Source organism: Streptomyces sp. ITFR-6 (assembly GCF_031844725.1).
Taxonomy (GTDB): Bacteria; Actinomycetota; Actinomycetes; order Streptomycetales; family Streptomycetaceae; genus Streptomyces.
In genome coordinates, this window is sequence record NZ_CP134612.1 from 1 (window position 1) to 18,091 (window position 18,091).

Consider the following 18,091-nt stretch of genomic DNA (forward strand, 5'->3'; position numbering starts at 1 on the left):
TTCATCGCTGCGCGACGGGAAAGTGGAACCGGGCTGCTTCGCAGCCCGGCTGAAGCGATGGAAAGCCGCTTCGCGGCTTTCTGATTTCCGCTTCGCTCCGATCCACGGGCCTCCGCTTCGCTCCAGCCCGAACAGCGGGGCGGGTCCGCTTCGCTCCCCACCCGGGTTCCGGCTCCGCCGGAACGGCTGGCTACAGGGTGACGGTGCATCACCGCTGGTCTGTGTAGCATCCCGAGAACACATCTACCCCCGAGCCATGACACCCCATCACCCTGGACCGAGTGCCTACCCCGGACCTGAGGGGTGGCGGATTCCGCCCGCTCCACCCGCACCAGACAGACCATCACTCCCCTGCTCGGGGCGACTCCATCGCCAGGACGAGATCGCCTGAAACTCCCTCTGGTGAACACCGACCCGCTACGATGATACCCGTGCATCAACCTCACATGCGTCACATCATGCATCATCGATGTGCTGTGTAGTATCCCGAACAGATTGCCACTGCCTTTGATGGCCGACCGTTCATTCCTGGATTCTCGGAGATCCGATATGGCGAGTGCAGAGAGAGATTCACGCTCCGACCCTCACCAGATCGAAGCTGTGGATGCTGTCGTGCGCGGGCTTGATATCCCGCCGGGGAAGAAGATCCCACCCGCCGGGCTGCGGGCCACCGTGGTGGCGGCGTGCGGCACGGGCAAGACGTTCATCGCCGCGCACTCCGCGCTCCGCCTGGCCCGCAACGGACGGGTCCTGGTCCTCCTGCCGACCCTGGATTCGCTGACGCAGACCGTGCGGGAATGGCGGGCGGGCGGCCACCACGGCCCGGCAGTCACCGTCTGCTCGCTGGAAGACGACCCGCATCTGTGGGACCTCAAGGTTCGCTCCACCACCAGTGCCCTGCAGCTGGCGCTGTGGCACGGGCGAGGGCCGGTGACCGTCTACGCCACCTACGCCTCCCTGCCCGTCCTGGCAGAAGCCCACGAGGGGACCTACGGGCTGCCCATGGACGTCTTCGACCTCGTGGTCGTCGACGAAGCCCACAGAACAAGTGGATCGGCAGGAAAGGCGTGGGCCGCCGTCCACGACCAGGACGTCATCCTCGCGATGCATGCTGCTCTATATGACCGCTACGCCCAGGATCTGGAAGGAGCGGCCGCCGCGGCTCTCCTGGGCGGAGCGGCAGGACAGGGCAGGGGTGCTGCGGGACCGGTTGCCGCAGGAGCTGGCCTGCTCGATGGATGATCCCAAGGTGTTCGGCCCGGTCGTCTACGTTGTCGAGGACGTAGAAGACAGCATCGAGCATCTGGCGGCGGCAGTGGCCCTCCGGACGTCCGCCCCGGCCCTCCAGCCACCCCGGCACCGGCAGCAGCGGACGGATCTCGCGCCACTCGATGTCCGTCAGATCCGTGCTGTATGCCGGCGCCCGGCCAGGCTGATCGGCCGCGTTCCCGAACCGGTGAGCGAGACAATCGCACGACACGACCGCCGAGTTGAGATCCTCGCCCTCGACCGCGTACAACATAGACAACAGGGCCTCCTGGCGTACTCGGCGTCTCGACAACTCCGAACTGCACCAGAGGCCCTGTCCTCATGCACGGACACGACCAGATTCACCCGCCTCGGCAGCCACTTTCGATCACACCGCACTCAAGATCGATAGGACAACGGCTTCTGAGGCCACCGGCCGGCTTGACGCCCCGGTGGGATTCGGCGTTGATGCGCTGGGCTTCTTCGAGCTGATCCTCAAGGATGACGAGCGGCAGACGGCCCCGATGGGGGGCCGGCATCGACGAGTTCACGGGCGCGGGCAGCGAGACGCAGTTGGTAGCGCGAGTAGCGGCGGTGGCCGCCGACGGAGCGGAGCGGGGTGATGAGGCGGGCTTCGCCTATGGCGCGGAGGAAGCCCTGGGTGGTGTTGAGCATCTCGGCCGCCCGGCCCATGGTGTAGGCGGGGCAGTCATCATCATCGAGACGGCCGAAAGAGTCGTCTGCTGTCATCTGTACCTTCCTGTGGAACACGCGTTAGAGGGGCCCTGGTGCCATTGGCACCAGGGCCCCGAAGGAACTGCTACACCATCTGCCGGCCGTGGAACTGCGCCGACCTTCTGTTTCCGCCGCCCCGACCTGAACTCTGTCGGGGGTGCGGGGATCGCGGTTGCTTGACCGGAGACCACCTCGCTATCGATGTCCTGCGGTACCCGGGCTCAGCACTCCGCCCAGGCGATCCTGATGGCGCTCAACTCCTCCGTTCTTCCCTCGGCTGATCAACTGCGAACTGATCGTGGCTTGATGCAGCCCACGTTCCGGCAGCCAGCCCCGTCGCCCGTCCTGCTTCTGCTCTGGCTTAGAACCCCACTGCCGAACTTCCCGGTAGCGCGCCCGCAGCCTGACGCCTTTACCGAGGGCCCACTGGTACTGCGCACTGCACTTGCGTACTGCGGTACTGCGGTACTGCTGGTGGTGGCCCCTGATCACTGCGGGCCACCCGGTCCGGGGGCAGTCCCGTCGCCTCCTGCAAAAAACCTGGCTTCGGAACTCCACCACCGCACCGACCTGCACCTACGTGTACTGCTTTCCGGCAGTTCATCTCTGCCGGGCCTGGTCGATCTCTTGACTACGGACAAGACATTAGCCCTGGCAAGTCCACATGTCTATCTCCGTCATGACAGATTTCCTGTGATGACGGAGAGTGATGTCCTGCCGTGTGTGGGAGCTGGAAACTGCACTGGACACGTTCGGTGTGAGGGGCGAGGGGCTACCGGAGCGGGCAGGCGGGGTGAACGCGTATGAACAGCACGCCAATCAGCATCAGCTCGACGCCCCCGTACCGGCTGTGGTGCAGGGCGACAGCGCGGTCGGTATCCGTCAGGCGCGGCAGGCCGCCAGTGCCTTCACACCTGGGGCGGGTGGCCGAGATGGCCCTCCCTCAGCGCCGCGTCGGGCGTGGCATCGTCGCGTGAAACTGACGGGCCAGGGGGCGGCCGGTGTTCAGCGCCAGGTGTGGCGAGCCGTGAATCCCAGCCGTTTCCGGCTGCGCGTCGTGTCGAAGAACGCATCGTGGCCGCCGAAGCCTTCGCGCACCCGGGCGTCCGGGTGGTGTGCGGCGAGCAGGCTGAGGCTCGGCTCCAGGGCCGCGCTGTCGGGCGCGCAGACGTTGATGACGTGGTGGCCCTCCAGGTCCGCGTTCAGTGCCGCCGCCACGGAGGCCGCCGCGTCCTCGGTGTGCAGCCAGCCCCATAGTTCGCGGCGGTTGCCCGCCGGGTCGCGGTGCACCTCGTCGAGGCGTTCGCGCAGCCGCTCGCCGGCGCCGACGAAGGGGAAGCGGAGCATGACGGTGGTGGTGCCCCAACGGCGGGTGGTGAACGCTGCGGCCTCCTCCGACATGACCTTGGACAGGCCGTAGGAGTCGACGGTGAGGTTCGGGTGTTCCTCGTCCACCGGCACGTAGGCGGGGTGCAGGTCGCGGTCGGCCCAGGCGAGGCCGACGGCGGAGGCGCTGGAGGCGGCCACCACGCGGGGCACTCCGGTGCGGCCCGCCTCCTGGTACACCAGGTAGGCGGCGAGGACGTTGGCGCGCAGCGTCTCGTCCTCGGCGACGATGCCGGGTGCCGGGTAGGCGGCGAGGTGGACGACTCCGGCGAGCCCCGCCTCCCCGGCCGTCTCGCGGGCGGTGGTGAAGCACTCGGTGACGGTCTTGGCGTCGGCGAGGTCGCCGGTCACGAAGGCCGCGCAGCCTTCGTCCGCCTCCCCACGGTCGCGGTCGGCGCCGACGACGCGGTGGCCGGCGCCGACGAGGTGGGCGACGACCGTCCGTCCGATTCCGCCGGCCGCCCCGGTCACCAGGACAGTTGCCGGCGGGGCCGTGCCGGCCGTTGCTGTCCGTTCGGTTCGCTCGCTCATCCCTTGACCGCTCCCATCAGTCCGTTCACGAAGTAGCGCTGTGCGCAGAGAAACAGGGCGATCACCGGTACCACCATGATCAGTGCCGCTGCCATCAGCGAGTTGTACTGCACGACGTTGGAGGACTGCATCGTCTGGAGCGCGATCGGCAGGGTGTAACTGTGCGGATCGTTCAGCGAGATACGGGTGAGCTGGTACTCGTTCCACGTCGGAATGGCCGTGAGCAGCGCGATCGTGACGATCGCGGGGCGGGCCAGGGGCAGGTAGATGCGGCTGAAGATGCGCAGTTCGCCCGCGCCGTCCATGCGGGCCGCCTCGCGCAGTTCGGTGGGGACGGAGTTGAAGGAGCTGGTGAGCATGAGGATCGCGAGCGGGGCGCTGCCGTTGACGAAGGGCAGGATCAGGCCCCAGTGGGTGCCGAGGATGCTGAGCTTGCTCTCCAGCAGCACGATCGGCAGCAGGGTGACGACGCCGGGGACGAAGAGCAGTACGAGGAAGAGCCGGTACAGCCATTTCTTGCCCGGGAACTCCAGCACCGAGAAGGCGTAGGAGGCGGCCGCGTAGATGACCACGACGAGGACGGTCGTGAGGACGGTGACCTTGACGCTGTTGAGGAAGTAGTCGAAGAAGTCAAGTTTGTTCCAGGTGTCGCTGAAGGTCTGGAGGGTGGGGTGGTGCGGGATGAGGTGCCCGCCCTCCTGGACTTCCGCGTTGGTCTTGAAGGCGGCGGACACCATCCACAGGAAGGGGTAGACGCTGACGGCCGCGTAGGCGGCGAGGATGATGCCGACGACGATGCGGCCGATGGGCCTGCGGCTTTTGGTGCGGCTCTTGTGGGCGGTGCGGCCCGGGGCGCCGGCGCGGCGCGGGGTGCTGAGCGCTTGGCTGCTCATCCCATCCTCCTCATGGCCCGCTGGTTGATGAAGGCGACGACGAGGGCCGCGATGAACAGGAGCCAGCCAAGGGCGCTGGCCAGACCGAGTGTCGGGGACAGCTCGTTGAGGAAGGCGAGGCGGTATGTCTCCAGGCCGAGCACGCTGGTGGAGTCGCCGGGGCCTCCGTTGGTCATGATCAGGAAGGATTGGAAGCCCTGGAGGGAGTCGCGGACGTTCAGCAGGATCACGACGACGGTGATGGGCTTCATGAGCGGCCACACGATGGTCGTCGTGGAGCGAAGCCAGCCGGCGCCGTCGATCTGGGCGGCTTCGAGCAGGGAGCCGTCCAGGGACTGGAGGCCGGTCAGGTAGAGCAGCATCGCGACCGGGACTGCGGACCAGACCATGACGACGATCATGGTGGGCAGGGCGGTGTGGGGGTTGCCGAGCCAGCCCTGCGGTTCCTGGAGGGAGCCGAGGCCGACGGTCTTGAGCAGCAGGTTGATCGCGCCGCCCGGCTCCAGGATGTAGTTCCAGGCGAAGTACACGGCGATGCCGGTCGTGACGTACGGCAGGAAGTAGATGGAGCGCAGGACGCCCTGGAAGCGTTTGACGGAGTTGAGGACGAGGGCGAGGGGGAAGGCGACGAGGACTGTGAGGAGGGGGACGCCGATGACGACCCACAGGGTGTTGGTCGCGGCCTTCTTCACGATCGGCCAGTAGGTGGGGCTGCCGCCCAGCAGGTCGGTGTAGTTCTTGAAGCCCTTCCAGTGCCATTCGGGCCAGAAGCCATTCCACTGGGCGAAGCTGAGCGAGAAGCCGTAGATGATCGTGTAGACGCCCATGAGGGCGAACAGGAGGATCGCGGGGGCGATGAAGAGATAGCCCCAGGCGGCCTGCTTGCGCTTCTCGCGCATTCTGCCGAGCGGTCCGCGCCCGCGGGGCGCCCCGGCCGCAGGGCCGTTGCCGTCCCGGGGTCCGTTGCCGGCGGGGCGCGCGCCCCGCACCGTACCGGTTTCTGTGGTCATTTCTTCTGCTCCGCCCAGTAAGACTTGATCATCGAACTCATCTGGGCACCCGTGCTTTTCGCGGTACGCGATTTCAGCGGGGTGTACTGGGCCAGTACGGCGCCGACCTTTCCGGGGTCGTACAGGCTGGGCCGGTAGGCGGTGTATCCGGCGTTGTATGCTTTCGCGCCGGAGCCGAATGCGGTTTCCATGGAATTCAGGACGGGTCCGAGTGTTTTGCTCTGGTCCTTGTCGAGAGCGTTCGGTGGCACGTCGAGTGCTTGCTTTCCGAAGTCGGCGGCGATTCCGTCACGAGAAAGGAATTTGAGCCACTTCAGAGCCTCGTTCTTGTTTTCCGACTTCTTGGTGACGGAGAGGCCGGTCAGGGAGAACGGGGAGAGCTGGAGGTTGGGAATCGCGGCGTCCTTGGGCGGGGGCACCGGGAAGGTCATGAGGTTGTCGGCGTCGTAGCCGTTCTCGGCGAGGAAGGCGAGGGTGTAGGTGCCGCCGATGTCGAAGGACGCCTTGCCCTGGGCGAAGGCGAGGTCGGCCTCGTCGATGCCCTTGGACTGGGTGCCGGGCACCCAGTACGGGGTGACCTGGTTGTAGGTGTTCAGGACCTTCTGACCGTCTGCGGAGGACCAGCCCTTGGCGGCGCCGGGGCCGAAGAGCGCCTCGAACCTTTCCTTGCCGAGCATCCCGTAGGCCATGGGCTGCATCAGCCATTCCAGGGCGGTCGAGGGCTGCTTGATACCGATGGTCATCCCGCCGTTGGCCGGGTGGGCCTTCTTCATCTTGGCGAGCGCGTCGACGAAGTCCTCCCAGGTGGTGGGTGCCTCGGTGATGCCGGCTTGTTCGGCGCGGCTCTTGTTCATGTAGACGACGCCCTGGGTGCCGACGGTGAGGGGGACGCTGAAGCGCTGCCCCTTCTCGACTCCCTGGGTCTTGGAGCCTTCGGTCAGCGAGTTCCGGTAGACGTCCTCTGTGACGGTGCCGTCGGCCAGGACCTGCGGGAGGTACTGGTCGAGCCAGGTGCGGTCGACGTCCTTGGAGAGGTCCTCCAGGATTCCCGCGCCGCCGAAGGCCAGGTCGTCGCCGTTGGCGTGCACTTCGAGCACGTCGGGGAGGTCGTTGGTGCGGGCGGCGGCCTGGATCTTGGTCAGGAACGCGTCGTCCGGCGTCACCGCCTGGATGTTCACCTTTGTCCCGGTCTCGGCGGTGAACTTCTTGGCGGCCTCCTGCAGGGCGGCCACATGGGACTGTTTAAAGGTCCACATGGAAAGTTCACCACGCCCGGAACCATTCCCGTCGCTCGTCCCGCACCCCGCGAGCAGTACGCCCGTGACGGCGACCGAAGCAAGAATCGAGGAGCGGCGCGTGGTCGGGAGAAATCGTTTCACGTTCCCAGCGCCTTTCTTGAGAGCTGTCCGTTCAGCTCCTGCCGTAGCAGCACATGGAATCTAAATCGACTTGATGTACGATGTCAATAGACGTAACTGCACGGAAAACATTCAGAAACCACAGCCGTGTCACCTTCGAGGAGGACCTCCATGACTCCACCGGAACGAGCAGCGGACGCGGTGACTCCGCACTCCCCCTCGTCCCCCTCACCGGACGCCGGCACCTTGTCCGGTGCCGCCCCGGAGCAGAGTGAGGTGCTTGCGCCCGCCCCGTGGGCCTCTGCCGACTCCGACGCGCTACGCGTTACGGCCGTACGCACCTTCCTGTGTGCCCCGCAGGGCTGCCCGTACGTCATCGTGCGCGTCGAGACCAACCAGCCCGGACTGTACGGTCTGGGCTGTGCGAGCGATCCGCAGCGCACCCGGGCGATCCGCTCGGTGGTCGACGACTACTACGGGCCGATGCTCGTGGGCCGCGACCCCTCGGACATCGAGGACCTGCACCGGCTGCTGCTCAACAGCGGCTACTGGCGGGGCGGTTCGATCGGGCAGAACGCGCTGGCCGGGGTGGACGTCGCGCTGTGGGACATCAAGGGCAAGGTCGCGGGCCTGCCCCTGTACCAGTTGCTCGGCGGCCGGGCCCGACAGTCCGCGGACGCGTACACCCACGTCGACGGCTTCGAGGCCGGGGAGATCGCCGAGAAGGTACTCGCCGCGGCCGAGGACGGCTACCGCCACGTCCGCGTCCAGGTCGCCGTCCCCGGCACCGACACCTACGGCACCGCCCCGCGCGACGAGGCCGAACGTCGGCGCCGGGAGCTGCGCTCGGGCAGCTGGGACTCGCTGGGCTACTTGCGTCACGTGCCGCCCGTCCTGCGGGAGATCCGTGAACGGGTCGGCCCCGACGTCGAGTTGTTGCACGACGCGCACGAGCGGCTCACGCCCTCGCAGGCCCGCGAGCTGGTCCACGAGGTCGAGGACGCGCGGCTGTTCTTCCTGGAGGACGCGCTGGCACCCGAGGACGCGGCCCACTTCGGGCAGTTGCGGGCGGCCGGCTCGGTGCCGCTGGCGGTCGGGGAGCTGTATCACGACATCGGGATGTATGTGCCGCTGCTGGAGGCTCGGGTCATCGACTTCGCGCGCATCCGGATCCCCACGCTGGGCGGACTGACCCCGACCAGGAAACTGGTCGCGGCGGTCGAGCTGTTCGGCGCGCGGACGGCGCCGCACGGTCCCGGCGACGTGAGTCCGGTGGGCATGGCGGCCAACCTGGCGCTCGACATCAGCTCCCCGGCGTTCGGCGTCCAGGAGGCGGCGGCCTTCAGGGAGGCGACGCGCGAGGTCTTCCCGGGCACCCCGGTGCCCGGGAGGGGGCGGCTGCATCCCTCGTCGCTGCCCGGTCTCGGCGTGGATTTCGACGAGTCGGCAGCCGCGAAATACCCGGTGACGGCGCCACTGGAACACGACCGCTGGGCGCTGCTGCGCAACACGGACGGCAGTGTGCAGCGGCCGTAGTACGCGCCCGCACACGAACCCACGGCCCATACAGGTCCGTGGGTTCGTGTGCGTACGGAAGGCGACGGCGGGCTCAGCGCAGCAGCAGGGACATCGGCTGGGCCGACAGGCTGCGGTCGAGGACCAGGGAGGCCGCGCCGACGGCGGCGACGTTCTCGCCTATGGCCGTCGAAGTGACCGTCGTGGGGTGGCTCTGCTTGACGAACGGGGACTGCGCGACCATCGGTTCGATCACAGCGAGCAGCCGGTCGGCCAGCAGTGTCCAGATGGGGCCGCCGAACACGATGGTGTCGGAGTCCAGCAGGGTCGCCGCCGCGCTGACCCCGCGTCCGATGCGTACGCCCCAGCGGTCGATGATGCTGCCGGCGCGCGGCTCGCCACCGGCCGCGAGGGACGCGAGGTGCTGCAGGCTGCGCTGCGCGTCCTGCGGGTCGGTCGGCGTGAACTCATGTCCCAGTACGGCGAGTTCGATGGCCTCTTCGACGAGGGCGCGGGTCGAGCAGGCGGCGCCGAGCCCACCGACCTCACCGACGTTCCCGGAGGAGCCGCGCAGCACCGTGTCGTCGACGACCAGGCCCATGCCCGAGCCGGTGCCGAGGTAGAAGAAGAGGAAGTTGCGGCTCTCGGTGGCCGCGCCCGACCAGCGTTCCGCGACGGCGGCGGCGATGACGTCCTTGTCGAGCAGGGCGGCGTAGCCGGTCTCCTCGCTGAGCCGGTCGCGCAGCGGGACGCTGCCCCAGCCGGGGAGTTCGGGCGGGTCCACGACGAGCCCGCGGGTCACGTCGATGGGACCCGGCGCCGCGATGCCGAGGCCGAGGACCCGGTCGCGGTCCACGCCGGAGTCACCGACCAGTCCGCTCACCGAGGCGGCCATGCCGGCCATGACGGTGTCGGTGTCGCCGCCGCGCGGGGTGGGTTCGCTGCGCTGGGCGACGACCGTGCCGAGCAGGTCGAGCAGGACGTAGGTGATGACCGCGGGGTCGAGGTGCACGCCGATCGCGTAGCGCGCGCCGGGCGCGACCTGGAGGAGGGTGCGGGGTTTGCCGCTGCCGCTGCTCTGCTTGCCGGTCTCGTGGGCGACGCCCTGGTCGATGAGGCGGCGGGTGATGTTGGAGACGGTCTGCGCGGACAGCCCCGTGGCCTCTGCGAGTTCCACGCGGCTGAGGCCCGCGCGGTCCCGGCGGATCGCGTCGAGGACGACGGATTCGTTGAAGTCGCCCATGCGGGGCAGGTTCGTGCCGCGCCGGATCGACGCCTTCCCGGCACTCGCCCTTTTGCTCGTCACTGTGGTGTCTCCTGGACGTCTCCCGCTCCCGAGGAGGACCGCGGTCGTCCGTGCTCTCGTCCCCCGGGTGCGTCGAATCGGTGGATTCTACCGGTCATCGGCCGGTAGCCGTCGCCGTACGCGCGCCGGGGCGGGGTCGGTCCCGGGGGTTCAGCCGCGTACGGCGGCCGGTGGGTGGCGCAGAGGAGATGGCACGGGCCGGTGCCGCCGTCCCGTTGCGTGCCGCCTCCCCTGCGCCCGTCTGGGGTGGCGCGTCCCTGTCGGGGATCGCGCCCGTTCGCGGCCTCGTCATCAGAGCTGCTCGATCAGTGCGAGCGACCAGGGGGCGAGGACGGTGTCGAAGCGCAGGACGCCGTCCTGGCCGGCGAGGACGGTGCGCACGTCGGTGGCGCGGGCCTGCCGGTCGATGTGGGCGAGCTGTTCGCGGGTGGGTGCGGCCGGGGAGCCGAGCGCGTGCCAGGCGCCGATCGCGTTGCCGTGCTCGGTGTCCAGTACCTCCACCCGGAAGGGGGCGCCCGCGGACAGTCCGCCCAGTTCGACGGCGAGTCGGCGGGGGGTGCCCTTGGCCTGGGTGGTCCCGGCCACTTCGCGGCTGTCGAAGGAGGCGGGCACCGACTTGGGTTCCTCCCGCGGGTAGTGGTGGACGAGCGCGGTGAGCCTGCCGCTGGCCGCGTGCCGGGTCAGGATGTGGTCCTCACCCCGTTCGATCAGCTCGTCGCCTAGCGCGTGCAGCATGCGGTAGGCGTGGAAGGTGGGCTTGGGGATGCCGGGCAGCGTGATCATGCCGAAGCCGCCGTGGAACAGCTCGTCGCCGACCCCGCCCTCCTCGAACACGTCCGTGAAGGTCCAGTACGACAGTGAGTGCACGGTGTCGAGGGAGTGCAGCAGCGAGCGCGTCACGTAGGTGGCCGCGGGCAGCGTGTCGTGCGTGTGGTCGCGCGGCGAGGAGGACGAGGACCACTCGGTGAGGTGGATCTCGGCGTCCGGGTAGGCGCTCTTGGCGATCAGTTCGCGCAGCAGCGCGAGATCGACCGGGGTGGCGTCCTTGCCGCGGGTGAGTTTCTCGCCCTGGCCGTGTTCGTCGAGCGCCCAGTCCGTGGGGTACGGGTGGGTGGATACGAAGTCGACGGGCAGCTCGCGCTCGACGCAGAAGTCGAGGAAGGCCTGCATCCACACCGGGCGCCAGTCGAGGTCGTCGATGTCGTCGCGGCCGGCCACGATGCGCCGGGAGACGTCCTCCGACTCGCCACCGAAGCGTTCGTCGGGTACGAAGTTGGAGGTCGCGGGGCCTCCGACGCGCAGCTGGGCGTCCACGTCCTTGACCGCGCGCGCTGTCACCTCGTACAGCTCGAAGTACTCGGAGCGGGTGCCGTGGAAGAAGCCCCAGAGGTTGGCCTCGTTCCACACCTCGAAGTACCAGGAGCGGACCTCGTCGAGGCCGTAGCGGGTGATCCAGTGGCGGGTGATGCGCGCGATGAGGGCGCTCCACTTGCCGAGGTCCGTGGGTGGGGAGCCGTGCGCTCCCCACCAGAAGACGGTGTTGGTCTCGCGGGCCAGGGCGCGCGGGCTGAAGCCGAACTCGACGAAGGGGCGGACCCCGAGGTCGAGCAGGAAGTCGAAGAGCGCGTCGACGTACTGGAAGTTGTAGACGGGTTCGCCGTCCTCGGTCTCCGTGTAGACGAACATGTCGTCGTGGAAGAGGCCGTGGAAGCGGATGTACTCGAACCCGCAGGCTTCGTGCGCCTCTGTGAGCTGGCGCTGCCAGTCGGCGCGCAGACCCTCGTTGGCCCGGCCGGCACCGACGACGCGGCTCCAGTAGTGCGGCAGCGGCGTCGAGGGGGCGTGCGCGAGGGCGCTGACGGAGATGTCGCCCGGCATGATGGTCCTTCCGTCCTGGCGTGCGGGTTTCTCATTAAATCAAAATGATAGACATAAGGCCAGTGAGGTGCGTCGCCGCGACGAAGCGCCCCGCAATGTCGCCAGCGCGCCGGTGACATTGCGGGCAGGTGTGCCGCGGCGGCGCGGGAGGGGTGCGGCAGCAGTTGCCGGTGTTGTGGTCCTCGGGGGTCTTGTCGTGCCCCTGGCGACCCGACTATGTTGCCGGGGCGCCTGTTGACGGAGGGGCGGACTGCCGCCGCCATACCTCTCCCATCCCAGCAGGCGCGGAATCCGTGCGCGGCCGCGCCTCTGGGGACGGCCGTGCCGATGAGGCAGACCGAGAGGGCATCCCCCATGAGTATCTCCCGACGTTCCTTCGTCCTGTCCGGCGCCGCCGTGGCGGCCGCGGCGGCAGGTGGTGTCGCCGCGACGCAGGCGGGCGCGTCTCCCGCGCCTGCCGCGAGCCCGGCCGCCTCCCCCGTGGGTGACGTGGTCGGCAAGATAACCGTCGGCTACCAGGGCTGGTTCGCGTGTAAGGGCGACAGCGCCCCGATCGACGGCTGGTGGCACTGGAGCCCCGACATGAGCAAGGCGCCCGCGCAGGGTGCGAGCAGCGCCAGGTCCTGGCCCGACGTGGCGGACTACACCCACACCTACCCCACCGCGATGGCGGACCTGAACGGCGGTGGCAAGGCCGCTCTGTTCTCGTCCTGGGACCAGCAGTCGGTGGACACCCACTTCCGCTGGATGCAGGAGAACAACATCGACACCGCCGCGCTCCAGCGCTTCAACCCCTTCAGCCCGGAGGGCCCCACGCGCGACGGCATGGCGCAGAAGGTGCGGCAGGCAGCGGAAGCCAACGGCCGGAAGTTCTACATCATGTACGACGTCACCGGCTGGACCTCGATGCAGTCCGAGATCAAGCAGGACTGGACCGAGAAGATGAGGGCCCACACCTCATCCAGTGCCTACGCGCAGCAGAACGGCAAGCCGGTGGTGTGCGTGTGGGGCTTCGGGTTCAGCGACGACGCCCGCCCCTTCGATCCGGCCCCGTGCCTGGATGTCGTCAACTGGTTCAAGGATCAGGGCTGTTACGTCATCGGCGGGGTGCCCACTCACTGGCGCACCGGCACCGAGGACTCGCGGGCCGGCTTCGGGGACGTCTACCGCGCCTTCCACATGATCTCGCCGTGGATGGTGGGACGTATCGGCAGCGCCGAGCATTCCGACCAGTTCTACCGCGACATCAACACCCCCGACCAGCGGGACTGCGACGCGCACGGCATCGACTACCAGCCGTGTGTGATGCCCGGTGACCTCCAGGAGGGGCACCGGGCCCACGGGGACTTCATGTGGCGGCAGTTCTACAACATGAAGCGGGTGGGCGCGCAGGGCATCTACATCTCGATGTTCGACGAGTACAACGAGGGCAACCAGATCGCGAAGACGGCGCCGACCGCCGCCGACGTGCCGTCCGGCTCCGGTGTCAAGGCGCTGGACGAGGACGGCACCACCTGCTCCTCGGACTACTACCTGCGGCTGACCGGCGACGGCGGGCGCATGCTCAAGGGTGAGCTCGCTCTGACCGAGACCCGGCCCACCCCCACCACGGTGTAGTCGAACGGCGATTGTGGCACGGGGCTGACGGCTGGACAGACACGGCGCCCTTGCGGATCTTGAGGAGTAGACACCTTCATGATCCGCGAGGGGTCGTGTTCGTCCGGCTTCGGGGCACCACGCCGGAGCCTGGCTTCACTCCTCCCGACGCGAAAAGCAGGGCTGCTTCGCGGCGTGAGAGAACGGCGGCCCGGGGGGTTCAATGCAGGTATGGAGAAGGCTCTGTGGGACCGACTGCCGGTGGAGACGCGACGGGAGGTGGACAGACTAATTTCGGCCGGGCGGAACGTACAGGCCATTGCGCTGATGCGTGAGCATGCCGGTCCGCCAACGCCTCATCTGCATGAGTGCGTCGATGTGGTGAACCAGCGGTTCAGCGGCACAGGCCGGCGAGTCCGTGACAGTCCCTCGCGTGATGGTGCCGCGTCGCGCCGGTTCGGGGCGCTTAGTGCATGAGCCGGCCGAAGGTTCTCTCGACGGCCCATCGTCGCGGGCTCGCCTTGAAGCCCTTCCGGCATCTGCCCCACCTCGACACAACGGACGTACACTCACTCAGTTGGCCCAAGCGACCCGCTGCCTGAACCCGCGCGCAGCATGGTGAAGCTGCGGGTAGGTGCTGCGTCCTGGAAAAGACCAGGCACGGATGCTCTCTGCCGCAGTACAACAATCGGTATGAGCTGGGTAACGAACGTGATGATGTCGGTCGACGGGGCCGACACCGCGAGTGTGGAGGCGTTGAGCGAGTGGTTGCGGACAGATGCTCCTCGTCGTGCCCAACCGCAGTCCTATGGGGTCGGCTTCCTGAAGCTGCTCACCAGCCCTGAGACAAACCAATGGGGTGGTTGGAAGCACCCTGAGTGCGAAGTGTGGGCGGGTGCCCTGAACCATGCGGACCTCGACGCCTTCAAGCAGCGAGTGTTTGAGACGCCGTGGCGCGAACCGAAGCTGGTGCAACTTCTGGTGATGGATCAGGAGGAAGGGTTCTTTCGCATGTGAATGATCCGAGACAACGGACTGCTTCAGTTCGCCCCGCTGCAGCCCAACGAGGAGGACGCAGGCTTCTACATGGACTGACGAGCTCGCCCCCTGACTCACGCCGACCGCCACGGAACCCCGCTTCCCCATGACGTCACCCATCGCGTCCGTCACGGGCTCTCAGCTCCGGTCCGGCTCGCCCTGGCCGCGTGCGATCTCCTTGACCTTGGCGACGGCGTACCCCCAGCCCTGCGCCACCGTCGGTTTGGCCGGTACGGCGATCTCGTCGGGGTTCGTGAGTACGTCGAGGAGAACGGGCCCCGGTGTGTCGAGGGCTCGTCGTACCGACTCCTCCAGCTCGTCGGGGTCCGTCACCCGGATGCCGGTGATGCCCATGGCCGTGGCCACGGCGGCGAAGTCGGGGTTGTCCAGCTCGGTGCCGAACTCGGGCAGGCCGGCCTGTTCCTGCTCCAGCTTGACCATGCCGAGGCGCCGGTTGTCGAAGACGACCAGTTTGACGGGGAGCTTGCCGGTCTTGAGTGTCATGAGGTCGCCGAGCAGCATGCTCAGGCCACCGTCGCCGCAGAACGCGACCACCTACCGTTGCCGGTCCAGGCGCTGGGCGCCGAGTGCGTGCGGCATGGCGTTGGCCATGGAGCCGAGGTTGTACGAGCCGAGCAGCCGGCGCTCACCGCGCATCTCCACGAACCGTGAGAGCCATACCGTGGCCATGCCGGTGTCGGAGGTGAAGACGGCGTCATCGGCGGCGAGCCGGTCGACCGTCGCGGCGAGTGCCTCGGGCCTGATCCCGTGTTCCGGGTTGTCGAACGCGGCGCGGAGGCGTCCGGCCGTCGGCTCGTCGTGCTTGGGGTCGGCCAGCCGGGCCTGGCCGTCACGCCAGGTTTCGAACTCCTTGCGGGCCTTGTCCAGGTGCTTGCGGTCGCGGCCCTCTCCGGCTCCCAGGCACGTGAGCAGGTCGCGGACCGTGGCGGCGACGTCGCCGACGAGGCCGGCCCGGACCGGGACGCGGCGGCCGATATGGGTGGGTTCGGTGTCCACCTGGATGACCGTGCGCCCCTCGGGATACCACTCGCGGTACGGGAAGTCCGTGCCCAGCAGGAGGAGTGTGTCGGCCTCCTGCATCGCGGAGGCCGCTGCCGGGTTGCCGATCAGCCCGGTCTGGCCCACCTGGAAGGGATTGCCCTCGCCCTCGAACCCCTCCTTCGCCTTCAGGGTCAGCACCATCGGAGCGGCCAGACGGTCGGCCAGCGCCAGGACGTCCGCACGGGCCGCACGGGCTCCCTGGCCGACGAGGAGGGTCACGCGCCCGCCGCCCTCCAGCAGGCCGGCGGCGTTCCGGACGGCGGACTCCTCCGGTCGCGTCACCGCCCCGCTCAGGGAGAAGCGGGCCTCGCGGTCCGTGCTCAGCTTCCGGTCTCCGATGTCACCCGGCACAGTGAGCACGGCAACGCCCTTGCGGCCCACGGCGTTGCGGACGGCCGCCTCCAGTAGCTGCGGCAGCTGATCCGGGGAGGAGACCGTGGCATGGAATACCGCGACATCGCTGAAGAGGGCGTCGTTGTCGACCTCCTGGAAGGACTCGCTGCCGATCTCCGCCAGCGGCACCTGTCCCGCGATCGCCAGGACGGGAGTGCGGCTCTTGGCCGCGTCGTAGAGCCCGTTGAGCAGGTGGATCGAACCCGGGCCGACGGTTCCCATACAGACGCCGAGGCGGCCGGAGAGCTGGGACTGGGCGCTCGCGGCGAACGCCGCGGCCTCCTCGTGGCGGCATCCCACCCATTCCACGTCCTCGGTGAGCCGGATGGCTTCTGTCAGTGGATTGAGCGCGTCTCCGACGACGCCGAACACCTGGCTCACGCCGAGTTCGCTCAGTGCGTCGACGATGACACGGGCAACGGTACGGGGCACAAGGTCCTCCTGGTCAGACTGCGAAGTGGTCGGGGTCCGCGGCTTTCCAGTCGGTGGCCCAGGACGAAGGGGGCGCGGCAAGAAGCTGTCCCGGCGCAAGTAATTCGTACATTTCGTCGAAGGAACGCAGTGTGTAGGGATCGACGCGTCGCTGCAGCATGTGCGGACGCAGGTCGTCGGGGTCCGTGACGCCCATGGAGCCCATGATCTGGAGGGCGCCGGCCACCGTCGCCTCCTGAAACCTCTGGACCCGCACCGACTTGTCGGCGACGTTCAGGGCGCGGGCACGCCGGGGGTCCTGTGTGGTGACGCCCGTGGGACAGGTGTTGGTGTGACAGCGCTGCGCCTGTATGCAGCCCACGGCGAACATCATCGCGCGGGCCGAGTTCGCGTAGTCGGCGCCTTGGAGGAGCCTCTTGACCAGGTCGGACCCCGTGGCGATCTTGCCGCTTGCGCCGATCCTGATCCGGTCCCGCAGTCCGGTGCCGACCAGGGCGTTGTGCACGGTGAGCAGGCCGTCGGTGAGGGGTGTGCCGATGTGGTCGGCGAACTCCAGCGGCGCCGCGCCCGTGCCGCCCTCGGCGCCGTCCACGATGATGAAATCCGGTGTCGTCCCCTCCTCCACCATGGCCTTGCACACGGCGAGGAACTGCCGCCGCGAGCCGGGGCAGAGCTTGAATCCGGCAGGTTTGCCCCCCGCCAGTTCCCGCATCCGTGCCACGAAGCGGACCAGTTCACGCGGTGTGGAGAACACCCGGTGATACGGGGGCTCGGTCACCGTCTTCCCCTGGGGCACGCCTCGTACCCGGGCGATCTCCGCGTTGACCTTCGCCCCCGGCAGCACACCACCGATGCCGGGCTTGGCGCCCTGGGACAACTTGAGCGAAACGCACTTCACATGGTCGTGTGCCGCCTTCTCCGCGAACATGCCGGCGTCGAAGCCGCCGTCCTCCGTCCTGCATCCGAGGTCGCCGGTGCCGATCTCCCAGACGAGGTCTCCCCCGGGCCTCAGGTGGTAGTCCGACATCCCGCCCTCACCCGTGTCGTGCGCGAAATTCCCGCGTGCCGCACCGGTATTGAGTGTCAGGACAGCGTTTGCCGAGAGTGAGCCGAAGCTCATGGCGGAGACGTTGAGCAGTGCCATGTCGTACGGCTGGGTGCAGTCAGGGCCGCCGATCCTGACCCGCGGTGGTGTCTCGGGAACCTCGCAGGGCACCATCGACGGTACGAGGAATTCGTGTCCGGGCCGGTAAACGTCCCGCTCCGTACCGAACGGCTCCTCCGCGTCCGTACCCTTCGCACGTTCGTACACGAGGCTGCGCACGTCCCGGTCGAAGGGGCGGCCGTCGTAGTTCCGCTCCACGAAGTACTGCTGGAGTTCGGGGCGGATCTTCTCCAGGAGGAAACGCGCGTGCCCGATCACGGGGTAGTTGCGCAGCACCGAATGTCCGCGCTGCGTGAGATCCCACGTCCCGAGCAGGCCCAGGAGTGCGAGGAGCACGCAGGCGGTCCACCACCACGGTGAAATCCATACCGCCGCGCTTCCTGCCCCCAGAGCCGCGAGCAGTGTCAGGCCAACAGAAACGATTCGTATCACTGCAGTCGGATTGCCCGGTCCTGGCAGCTCACGCCACCGGGCTTCCCCAAGAGAGTCCAAAAGATCTCCGGGCGGTCCGTGCCGCCCCGGCCGGGTGCCGAGGCGGCGTCCGG

General features: G+C 68.2%; 11 protein-coding genes and 2 pseudogenes. 4 read left to right on the plus strand and 9 right to left on the minus strand.

Features of this window, described 5'->3' with window-relative positions; translation table 11 throughout:
- Positions 1-612 precede the first annotated feature (612 nt).
- On the plus strand, positions 613-1,242 hold the full coding sequence (locus RLT59_RS00005) for a DEAD/DEAH box helicase family protein (RefSeq protein WP_399124536.1): 630 nt from the start codon (positions 613-615) through the stop codon (positions 1,240-1,242).
- A gap of 368 nt (positions 1,243-1,610) precedes the next feature.
- On the opposite strand, the pseudogene RLT59_RS00010 reads toward RLT59_RS00005, so the two are convergent.
- The 5 genes and pseudogenes from RLT59_RS00010 to RLT59_RS00030 form a co-directional block, all read right to left on the minus strand.
- A pseudogene (locus tag RLT59_RS00010) lies at positions 1,611-1,998 on the minus strand (MerR family transcriptional regulator).
- A gap of 990 nt (positions 1,999-2,988) precedes the next feature.
- On the minus strand, positions 2,989-3,900 hold the full coding sequence (locus RLT59_RS00015) for an NAD-dependent epimerase/dehydratase family protein (RefSeq protein ID WP_311301422.1): 912 nt from the start codon (positions 3,898-3,900) through the stop codon (positions 2,989-2,991).
- Positions 3,897-4,793, minus strand: a complete 897-nt coding sequence (locus RLT59_RS00020) for a carbohydrate ABC transporter permease (RefSeq protein ID WP_311301423.1) — start codon at positions 4,791-4,793, stop codon at positions 3,897-3,899. Before RLT59_RS00020 ends, RLT59_RS00015 begins: the two co-directional genes overlap by 4 nt.
- Positions 4,790-5,803 (minus strand): carbohydrate ABC transporter permease, encoded by a 1,014-nt coding sequence (locus RLT59_RS00025; RefSeq protein WP_311301424.1) that lies wholly within the window; start codon positions 5,801-5,803, stop codon positions 4,790-4,792. The genes RLT59_RS00020 and RLT59_RS00025 overlap by 4 nt, the downstream gene beginning before the upstream one ends.
- Positions 5,800-7,035 carry an ABC transporter substrate-binding protein gene (locus RLT59_RS00030; RefSeq protein ID WP_311301425.1) on the minus strand — a complete coding sequence of 412 codons (1,236 nt, stop codon included), beginning with the start codon at positions 7,033-7,035 and terminating at the stop codon, positions 5,800-5,802. The genes RLT59_RS00025 and RLT59_RS00030 overlap by 4 nt, the downstream gene beginning before the upstream one ends.
- Positions 7,036-7,332: 297 nt before the next feature.
- Here RLT59_RS00030 and RLT59_RS00035 point away from each other — a divergent pair, with 297 nt between their 5' ends.
- Entirely contained in the window at positions 7,333-8,697 is a 1,365-nt protein-coding gene (locus RLT59_RS00035) for an enolase C-terminal domain-like protein (protein ID WP_311301426.1), read from the plus strand.
- Between the two features lie 73 nt (positions 8,698-8,770).
- Here RLT59_RS00035 and RLT59_RS00040 read toward each other — a convergent pair whose 3' ends face one another.
- Together RLT59_RS00040 and RLT59_RS00045 are read right to left on the minus strand one after the other, a co-directional pair.
- The gene (locus tag RLT59_RS00040) at positions 8,771-9,982 is read right to left on the minus strand and encodes an ROK family transcriptional regulator (RefSeq protein ID WP_311301427.1); all 1,212 of its coding nucleotides are present in this window, start codon (positions 9,980-9,982) and stop codon (positions 8,771-8,773) included.
- A 291-nt stretch (positions 9,983-10,273) separates the two neighbouring features.
- Complete coding sequence (locus tag RLT59_RS00045; RefSeq protein ID WP_311301428.1) at positions 10,274-11,860, minus strand: GH39 family glycosyl hydrolase; 1,587 nt, start codon at positions 11,858-11,860, stop codon at positions 10,274-10,276.
- A gap of 354 nt (positions 11,861-12,214) precedes the next feature.
- On the opposite strand from RLT59_RS00045, the gene RLT59_RS00050 reads away from it, so the two are divergent.
- Together RLT59_RS00050 and RLT59_RS00055 are read left to right on the plus strand one after the other, a co-directional pair.
- Complete coding sequence (locus tag RLT59_RS00050; protein ID WP_311301429.1) at positions 12,215-13,477, plus strand: glycoside hydrolase family 99 protein; 1,263 nt, start codon at positions 12,215-12,217, stop codon at positions 13,475-13,477.
- A 672-nt stretch (positions 13,478-14,149) separates the two neighbouring features.
- Positions 14,150-14,473 (plus strand): squamosa promoter-binding protein 15, encoded by a 324-nt coding sequence (locus RLT59_RS00055; protein WP_311301430.1) that lies wholly within the window; start codon positions 14,150-14,152, stop codon positions 14,471-14,473.
- 159 nt (positions 14,474-14,632) lie between these two features.
- Here the strand turns inward: RLT59_RS00055 and RLT59_RS00060 are convergent.
- Together RLT59_RS00060 and RLT59_RS00065 are read right to left on the minus strand one after the other, a co-directional pair.
- Positions 14,633-16,381, minus strand: a pseudogene (locus RLT59_RS00060) (thiamine pyrophosphate-dependent enzyme).
- Positions 16,382-16,394: 13 nt separating this feature from the next.
- On the minus strand, positions 16,395-17,978 hold the full coding sequence (locus RLT59_RS00065; RefSeq protein ID WP_311301431.1) for an FMN-binding glutamate synthase family protein: 1,584 nt from the start codon (positions 17,976-17,978) through the stop codon (positions 16,395-16,397).
- Between the last annotated feature and the right edge of the window lie 113 nt (positions 17,979-18,091).